Genomic DNA, 8444 nt, shown 5'->3' with positions numbered 1-8444 from the left:
CCCGCAACCCGAACCCCCCCCCGCCCGTGGTCAAGAAGCCGCCCCCGCCCAAGCCGGTGGTCAAGCGCCCGCCCCCGCAGACGGTCACGGAGTCACCCACCGCACTCAGCGCACCTGAAGAAGCGCCTCCGGCACCGCCTGCGCCCGCACAGGCCGCAGTGGCCGAGTCGCAGGCGCCACCGCCCGCTCCGGCAGCAGCGCCCGCAGCCGCATCGGCGGCGGCAGCACCGGTGACGGCCGCCCGCTTCGATGCCGCCTACCTGAACAACCCGCCACCGGCTTATCCGATGGCATCGCGTCGCCTGCGCGAAGAAGGCCAGGTAACCCTGCGCGTACTGGTGCAGCCGGATGGCAAGGCGAGCCAGGTCGAGATCCGCACCAGTTCGGGCTCGGACCGGCTCGACCGTGCCGCACGCGAACAGGTTGCACGATGGACCTTCGAGCCTGCCCGCCAGGGTGGCCGCAAGATCGAATCCTGGGTCCTGGTGCCCGTCGTCTTCAAACTCAAAGGAAACTGATATGGACAGTTCGCAGGCCTTCGGCCTCGCCCACCTGTGGGCGCAATCCGACCTCATCATCCGCGCCGTGGGCCTGATCCTGCTGCTGATGTCGATCACCAGCTGGTACCTGATCGTGGTCCGCGCACTGCGCCAGATGCGCGCACGCCGCCACGGCGGTGCGATCGAGGCGTTCTGGGCCGCGCCCAATCTCGAAGCGGGTCTCAAGCGCCTCAACGAGCAGGCCCCGGGCTCCCCGTTCGAGGCCCTCGCCGAACAGGGCGCCGCAGCTGCCCAGCACGTCCGCCGCCATACGCACAAGGAGACGCTGGGCGGCACGCTCGATGCCGACGAGGTGATCACGCGCGCGCTGCGCAAGTCGATCGCACTATCGACAGCAGCGCTCGAGGCGGGGCTCACGGTGCTCGCCTCGATCGGCTCGACCGCACCCTTCATCGGCCTGTTCGGCACCGTGTGGGGTATCTACCACGCACTCGTCAACATCAGCGCCTCCGGCATGGCCACCCTGGACAAGGTTGCCGGCCCGGTCGGCGAAGCGCTCATCATGACCGCCTTCGGCCTGTTCGTTGCGATCCCGGCAGTGCTCGCCTATAACGCCATCACGCGTGCGAACCGGGTGGAGCTGTCCGAGCTCGACGCCTTCGCCCACGACCTGCATGCCGCCTTCTCGACCGGCTCGCGCATCGCCGCGGTGAGCGCCCGCCAAGGCCAGCCCGAGGCGGCCTCACGCGCCTCGAGCCTGAACCCGGCACCGAACCACGGAGCTGCATGATGGCCTTCGGCGGATTCAGCCAGGGGGACAACCGTCCGCTGCAGAGCGAGATCAACATGGTCCCGCTCATCGACGTCATGCTCGTGCTGCTGATCGTGTTCATGATCACCGCGCCCTTGCTGACGCACTCGGTCAAGATCGATCTGCCGCAGGCGTCGAGCGCACCGACCGATCAGAAGCCCGAGACCGTGGCGCTTTCGCTCGATGGCGAAGGACGCATCTTCTGGAACAACGACGAGATCGACCCGTTCACCCTGCCCGAGCGTCTGGCTGCCACAGCAGCGCAGACTCCGCAGCCCGAACTGCATCTGCGTGCCGACCGCAATACGCGCTATGAGTCGATCGCCGACGTGATGTCGAAGGCGCGCAGCGCTGGCGTCGAGAAAATGGGCTTCGTGACCCTGCCGGAGCATTGAGGACCGTGCGGGGCGAGCAGCCCCGCACAACGAAACCGGGGGCGCTGCATTACTGCAGCGCCCCCGGTTTTTCTGAAGCAAGCGGCCGCGTTGCGCTCAAACGCTGCGGTTGCGCACCCTGACGATGACATCAACCTCTTCCAGCTCCACGCCAGCTGGCAGGCGCGGCGCGCCGATCACCTCGATCTCGTCGGCGGCGAGGTCGCGCACCTCGCCGGTATCCATGTTGTAGAGGTGAAAATGCGGTGTGGTGGTGGAGTCGTACACGATGCGCTGCGGATCAACGAACAATTCGCGTACGAGGTGCTTCTCGGTGAACAGCCGCAAGGTGTTGTACACCGTGGCGCGCGAAACATCGGGCGCAGTGGCCTTGACAGTGGCCCATATCTGGTCGGCCGACATGTGCACCGGTGCCGAAAACAGCACGCGTGCAATCTCGATCCGCTGCTGGGTGACGGGGACACCAGCCTTGCGCAGGCAGGCGATGGCATCGTCGGTGGTGTATGCGTTCATGGGCTATCCAGGGCATGGCGCGCAAAAAAGCGTGCTATGCAGCAAATTCATTGACGATGGAATCGTGAACGGCTTCCCGGGTAAACGTCAACAGGCGTACGTACCCTGCGGCACGCACGCCTGCGAAGCAATCGGCAGCCAGTCACACAGCACTGGCTGCCAGAGCCCTCTCCCACGCTTACTTGAAGGGATCCGGACGCGGCGTTGCGTTGCTCGACGGCGGCAGGATCGGCATGGTGAGTTGCGGCTGGTCACCGGTCATCGTCTTCAGGAAGGCGACGATCTTGCCGATTTCGTCGTCACTATAGGTGCGTCCGAGCTGCAGGCGGCCCATGATATCCACCGCCTGCTCCAGCGTGGCAGCTTCACCGTCATGGAAGTAGGGGTAGGTCATTTCGACGTTGCGCAGCGTCGGCACCTTGAAGTTGAAGCGGTCCGCATCAACCCCAGTGACTGCCGAACGCCCTTCGGCCGGCGAAGTCGACTGGTACGGCTCGACCAGGCCCATGCGCTGGAACGAGGTACCACCGGCAGCAGGGCCGTTGTGGCAAGCCACGCAGCCGCTTTCCTTGAACAGCGTGTAGCCGGCGAGTTCCTTGGCGTCGAGCGCCTTGTCGTCGCCCTTGAGCCACTTGTCGAAGCGCGAGTTCGGCGTGACGAGGGTCTCCTCGAAGGCCGCGATCGCACTGGTCACCATGTCCATGTCGATCTGTTCCTTGCCGAACACACCCTTGAACTCGGCAACGTAGCCCGGAATCGACTGCAGCACGTCGAGCGCCAGCGTATGCGGCATGTTCATCTCGACATCGGCCTGGATCGGGCCACCAGCCTGCTCCTGCAGGTTTGCGGCACGACCGTCCCAGAACTGGGCGATGGCAAGGCTGGAGTTGAGAACGGTCGGCGAGTTCACCGGACCTGCCTTCCAACCATGGCCGATCGAGGTCTTGAGGTTGTCGGTACCACCGCGCGACAGGTTGTGACAGGTATTGCAGGAGATGATGCCGGACATCGACAGGCGGGGTTCGAACCACAGCTTCTTGCCCAGTTCGACCTTGGCGGGGTTCTCGACCTTGGCGGGTTGGATCGGCTGGATCGGCTCATCACGGACCGTTGCAGCCCATGCGCTGCCCGCAACCATCATCGCCACCGCCACACTCATCGTCTTCAGCTTGAACATCTTGCTTCTCCTTGACTTGCCATTCGAACCGTTCGCTGGAAGCCGGGATAACAAACCATCGGGCTTGTTGTCTTTTAGACGGCGTCCAGATATTGGCGCCCATTAGACGCCTGGCTGACGCACCCGATCTTGACTTTAGTCAAGCTTTCTTCCGATGAACCAAGTCGGCGTCCATAGGTCGGTTCAGCCTGCACGGGCTTCAATCCGATACAAAGACGCTGTGGCCGCTCCGTTATGCTGCAAACGTCCTGACACGCTCGTTCCCGTGCGCTGTCGCCAACTGCCAAGACTCGCAATGCAGAACTCCAACGCTCTTCCCAAGCCCCGCACAACCGGTCGCCGTACCGTCCTGGCGGCGCTCACGATCTCCGCAGCACTTGTCGTCGGCGCATGGCTCGCCTGGCCAAAGCTTTTCGGCGAGCGCGATCCGCTCGCGCAATACCAGCTCGCAACCGTCCAGCGCGGCACGGTCGAGGACGTGGTCACCGCCACCGGGACCCTGCAACCGCGCGACTACGTGGATGTGGGGGCACAGGTTTCAGGTCAGCTCGAGAGGATCCACGTCGAGGTCGGCAGCGAGGTCAAGGAGGGCGATCTTCTCGCTCAGATCGACCCGACGGTCTACCTCGCACGGGTCGATGCGTCACGCGCACAGTTGCGCAACCTGCGCGCCCAGCTGAAGGACCGCGAGGCTCAGCTCGCGCTCGCCCACATCCAGCTGCGCCGACAACGTGCATTGATGGCCGAAGACGCGAGCACCCAGGAAAACCTGCAGACCGCCGAGGCCTCGGCGAAATCGGCCGAGGCCCAGCTCGAGGCCTTGCGGGCGCAGATCGAACAGATCGAATCCACCCTGCGCGCGGACGAAGCCAACCTCCAGTACGCCCGCATCCTGTCGCCGATGGCAGGAACGGTGGTCTCGATCACCGCACGCCAGGGCCAGACCCTCAATACCAACCAGCAGGCGCCGGTCGTGATGCGCATCGCCGACCTGAGCACGATGACGGTTCAGACTCAGGTCTCCGAGGCCGACATCAGTCGCCTCAAGCTCGGCATGGAGGCCTACTTCACTACCTTGGGCGGCGCCGGCAAGCGCTGGTACGGAAGGCTGGAGAAGATCGAGCCAACGCCGACGGTGACCAACAATGTCGTGCTCTACAACGCGCTCTTCGACGTGCCCAACCCCGACGGCAAACTGATGACGCAGATGACCGCCCAGGTCTTCTTCGTCGTTGCACAGGCCAAGGATGCGCTGCTGATCCCGATGGCAGCGCTCTCGCAGGGCGCGGTGCGCACGCCGCAGCCCGGCAGTGCAAGCACGTCGACGGCACCCGGCGCCACGCCTGGCAACGCCCGCGCTGACGGCCAGGGGCGGCGACCAGGCGGCCGCGACTCGGCCTCCATGGCGGGTACGCGTACGCTGAGGGTCGTCGGCGAGCGCGGCACGCTTGAAGAACGCAGCGTCGAGATCGGCGTCACCAACCGTGTCCAGGCTCAGGTGCTGAGCGGCGTACGAGAGGGCGAGCGCGTGGTCTCGGGCATCGTGAGCGGCGCTGCCGCAGGCAACCGTCCGCCGATGACGCCGCGGCTATGAAAGTCGAACAGCTCCCGCCGCCGGCGTCGGCCCCCTTGCCCGCGACCGCCACGACACCGCTGATCGCACTCTCTGGGGTTACGCGCAGCTTCGTCACCGGCGAGGTCGAGACGCAGGTGCTGCACGGTATCGACCTCGAGATCTTCCCCGGCGAGTTCGTCGCCATCGTCGGCGCGTCGGGCTCGGGCAAGTCGACGCTGATGAACATCCTCGGCTGCCTCGATCGACCCAGTGGCGGCACCTATCGCTTCATGGGCGAGGACGTCGCCGGCTTCGACCGCGACGCGCTCGCACGCCTGCGCCGCGAGGCCTTCGGCTTCGTGTTCCAGAGCTACAACCTGATCGGCGGCGCCAGCGCGCGCGACAACGTCGAGGTGCCGGCGGTGTATTCGGGCATGCCGCCTGAGGAGCGCCACGCCCGTGCCGAGTCGCTGCTCGCCACCCTCGGCCTGGGCGAGCGCATCCACCACCGCCCCAGCCAGCTCTCCGGCGGCCAGCAGCAGCGCGTGTCGATTGCACGCGCGCTGATGAACGGCGGCCGCATCATACTTGCCGACGAGCCCACCGGCGCCCTCGACAGCAAGAGCGGTGCCGAGGTGATGAAGCTGCTGCGCGAGCTGTCCGCCGCCGGCCACACCATCATCCTGATCACCCACGAGCGCGAGGTCGCCGAGCAAGCGAGCCGCATCATCGAGATCCGCGACGGACGCATCGTCGGTGACCCCGGTCCGCGCCCGCCGCAGGGCGAGGAGCCCGACTTCGCCCCCCATGTGGACCGCACGTCACCGCTGTCGGACGTCGTCGAGGCCACCCGCACCGCGCTGCGCGCACTGCGCGCCAACCTGTTCCGCGCCATCCTCACCTTGCTCGGCATCGTCATCGGCGTGGCTTCGGTGATCGCCATGCTGGCAATCGGCGACGGCGCCAAACAGAAGGTGATCGACCAGGTCAGCGCGATGGGCACCAATCTGCTCACCGTGCGTCCCGGCGCGCCCAACACGCGCGGCCGCGACGCCCCGGCGACGCTGGTGATCGAGGACGTGCAGGCGATCGCCGAACTGCCCAACATCCTTGCCTCGGTCCCAGAGCAGGGCGGTACCATAACCATCCGCGCCGGCAACGTCGACCACCGCACCAGCGTCAACGGCACCTCGGCCGACTACGTGGTCGCGCGCACCTGGGTACCGGCCAGCGGCACCTTCTTCAGTGCCGAGGACGAGGCCCGCTACGCTACCGTGGCCGTACTCGGGCAGACCGTCGCCAATGCCTTGTTCCCGGCGGGCGACGCGGTAGGCGAGTTCGTGCTGGTCAACAACATCCCCTTCCAGGTCGTCGGCGTGATGTCGCCCAAGGGCGCCACGCCATGGGGGCAGGACCAGGACGACATCGTCTTCGTGCCCTACACCACGGGCAGCCTGCGCATCACAGGCCAGCGCTTCTTGCGCAACGTGACCGTCGCCGTGGAGGACGTCTCGCGCATCGACGAATCGCAGGCCGATGTGCACGCCCTGCTGCTCGCGCGGCACGGCGTCGAGGACTTCCAGATCCGCAACATGGCCTCGGTGATCGACACCGTGTCCGAGACGCAGAACACGCTCACCATCCTGCTCGGTACGGTGGCGGCGATTTCGTTGCTGGTGGGCGGCATCGGCGTCATGAACATCATGCTGGTGTCGGTCACCGAGCGCACACGCGAGATCGGCATCCGCATGGCCACCGGCGCACGCATGAAGAACATCCTGCAGCAGTTCCTGATCGAGGCGCTGGTGGTGTCCGCCGTCGGCGGGCTGATCGGCGTAGCGGTGGGCCTGGGCAGCGCGGCGATCATCGAGCGCTTCGGCACCGCTGTGCAATATTCGTTGACGCCGGTCGTACTCGCCTTCAGCTGCGCCTTCCTGACCGGCCTGATCTTCGGCTACCTGCCTGCACGCAAGGCAGCGCGCCTGGATCCGGTCGTCGCCCTCGCTTCCGAATGAACCCTCGCCGCCTTACGCACTCCCGCCTCGACACCGCAGGCCAGCCTGCGGCCAACCCCGTTAGCGCCCCCATGCAGCCCACCCGACGCAGCCTTCTTCTCCTCATTGCCGCCCTGTTCGCGACCGGTTGCGCGATCACCGAACCGATCGCCCGCCCGACGCTCTCCGTACCGGGCGCATGGTCTGAGCGCGCTACAGAAAGCGGCGACGCTGTCGCCACCGACTGGTGGCATGACTTCGGTGCTCCCGAGCTGGATGCGCTCATTACCGAGGCGATGTCCGCCGCCCCCGACCTGCGCATCCAGGCCGAGCGCGTCGTGCAGGCCGAGCTTGCGCTGCGCCAGGCCGGCGCCTCGCTCTTTCCGGCGCTCAACCTGAGCGGCGGCAGCGGCACACGCAACGTCGACGGCAGGGAGTCCGGCTCCACCGACCTGAGCCTCGGCGCCAGCTACGAACTCGATCTCTGGGGCCGCATCGCCGCCGGGGCCGATGCCAGCCGCGCCAGCCTGGTCGCCACCCGCCATGACTACGATGCCGCCCGCCTGTCGATGAGTGCGAGCGTGGCCACCACCTGGTTCCAGGTGCTCACGCTGCAGGAGCGCATCGACATCGCGCGCCGGAACCTCGACATCGCCGAGCGCGTCTTGCGTGTCGTGCAGGCCCGCTACGACAACGGCGCGGCCTCCGCGCTGGAGCTGAGCCAGCAGCGCAGCACCGTACTCAACCAGCGCAAGGCGATCGAACCGCTGGAAGTGCAGCTGCGCCAGACGCGCAGCGCGCTTGCCATCCTGCTCGGACGCAGTCCGCAAGCCAGCGTCGCGGCCGACGTACGGCTGCATTCCCTGCACGTGCCACATGTCAGCGCCGGCCTGCCCTCGGACCTGCTACTGCGCCGCCCGGACATCGCCGCCAGCGAAGCTCGGCTCGAGGCCGCGGCCGCCAACATCGCCGCAGCACGCGCAGCCCTGCTGCCCAGCATCAGTCTGTCGGCAGGCGCAGGCATCGGCAGCGCCGCCCTGCTCTCGCTCGCCGACACCACGCGCACGCTGTCGCTTTCCGCTAGCGTGGTGCAGAAGATCTTCGATGGCGGCCGCCTGCGCACCGAGGTCGAACTGCAGCGCTCACGCCAGCGCGAGCTGCTCGAAACCCACCGCCGCACCCTTCTCGTCGCCCTCAAGGAAGTGGAGGATGCCCTCGCGGACAGCGCACGCGATGCCAACCAGGAAGCTGTCCAGCGCGAGATCCTCGCCGAGGCCGAGCGCAGCCTGCGCCTGGCCGAGCTGCGTTACCGCGAAGGCGCCGACGGCCTGCTCACCGTGCTCGACGCCCAGCGCTCCCTGTTCTCAGCCCAGGACCAGCTCGCCCAACTGCAGCTGGCGCGGCTGAGCAATGCTGTCGGCATGTACAGAGCACTGGGCGGCGGATGGCGCAACGCAGCCCCTTAATACGAATTGTTCGCAGTCTTATTGACACGACAG

8 protein-coding genes are annotated in these 8444 nt (G+C 66.7%); 6 read left to right on the top strand and 2 right to left on the bottom strand.

Annotated features, from left to right (window positions below):
* From B447_RS14445 to B447_RS14435, 3 genes are all read left to right on the top strand, one after another.
* A partial coding sequence (locus tag B447_RS14445) for an energy transducer TonB (RefSeq protein WP_002941702.1) occupies positions 1-518 on the top strand: 518 nt, incomplete at its 5' end.
* Between the two features lies 1 nt (position 519).
* Positions 520-1290: a MotA/TolQ/ExbB proton channel family protein gene (locus tag B447_RS14440; protein ID WP_002929660.1), complete on the top strand. Its 771-nt coding sequence runs from the start codon at positions 520-522 to the stop codon at positions 1288-1290.
* A complete protein-coding gene (locus B447_RS14435; protein ID WP_002941700.1) occupies positions 1290-1706 on the top strand; it encodes an ExbD/TolR family protein in 417 nt (138 codons plus the stop codon). The genes B447_RS14440 and B447_RS14435 overlap by 1 nt, the downstream gene beginning before the upstream one ends.
* A 96-nt stretch (positions 1707-1802) precedes the next feature.
* Here the strand turns inward: B447_RS14435 and B447_RS14430 are convergent, their stop codons facing one another.
* On the bottom strand, positions 1803-2219 hold the full coding sequence (locus tag B447_RS14430; RefSeq protein ID WP_002941697.1) for a Fur family transcriptional regulator: 417 nt from the start codon (positions 2217-2219) through the stop codon (positions 1803-1805).
* Positions 2220-2397: 178 nt separating this feature from the next.
* On the bottom strand, positions 2398-3396 hold the full coding sequence (locus B447_RS14425; RefSeq protein WP_002929657.1) for a cytochrome-c peroxidase: 999 nt from the start codon (positions 3394-3396) through the stop codon (positions 2398-2400).
* 295 nt (positions 3397-3691) lie between these two features.
* Here B447_RS14425 and B447_RS14420 point away from each other — a divergent pair, with 295 nt between their 5' ends.
* The 3 genes from B447_RS14420 to B447_RS14410 all read left to right on the top strand — a co-directional run bounded on the left by B447_RS14420 (position 3692) and on the right by B447_RS14410 (position 8411).
* Entirely contained in the window at positions 3692-4990 is a 1299-nt protein-coding gene (locus tag B447_RS14420) for an efflux RND transporter periplasmic adaptor subunit (protein ID WP_002929656.1), read from the top strand.
* Entirely contained in the window at positions 4987-6966 is a 1980-nt protein-coding gene (locus B447_RS14415; protein ID WP_002929655.1) for a MacB family efflux pump subunit, read from the top strand. Before B447_RS14420 ends, B447_RS14415 begins: the two co-directional genes overlap by 4 nt.
* Positions 6967-7037: 71 nt before the next feature.
* Entirely contained in the window at positions 7038-8411 is a 1374-nt protein-coding gene (locus tag B447_RS14410) for an efflux transporter outer membrane subunit (RefSeq protein ID WP_002941695.1), read from the top strand.
* Positions 8412-8444: the final 33 nt, after the last annotated feature.

The organism is Thauera sp. 27 (assembly GCF_000310125.2).
Lineage (GTDB): Bacteria > Pseudomonadota > Gammaproteobacteria > Burkholderiales > Rhodocyclaceae > Thauera > Thauera mechernichensis.
The sequence above is the reverse complement of the archived record's forward strand: the minus strand, read 5'-3'. Positions and strand labels throughout refer to the sequence as shown.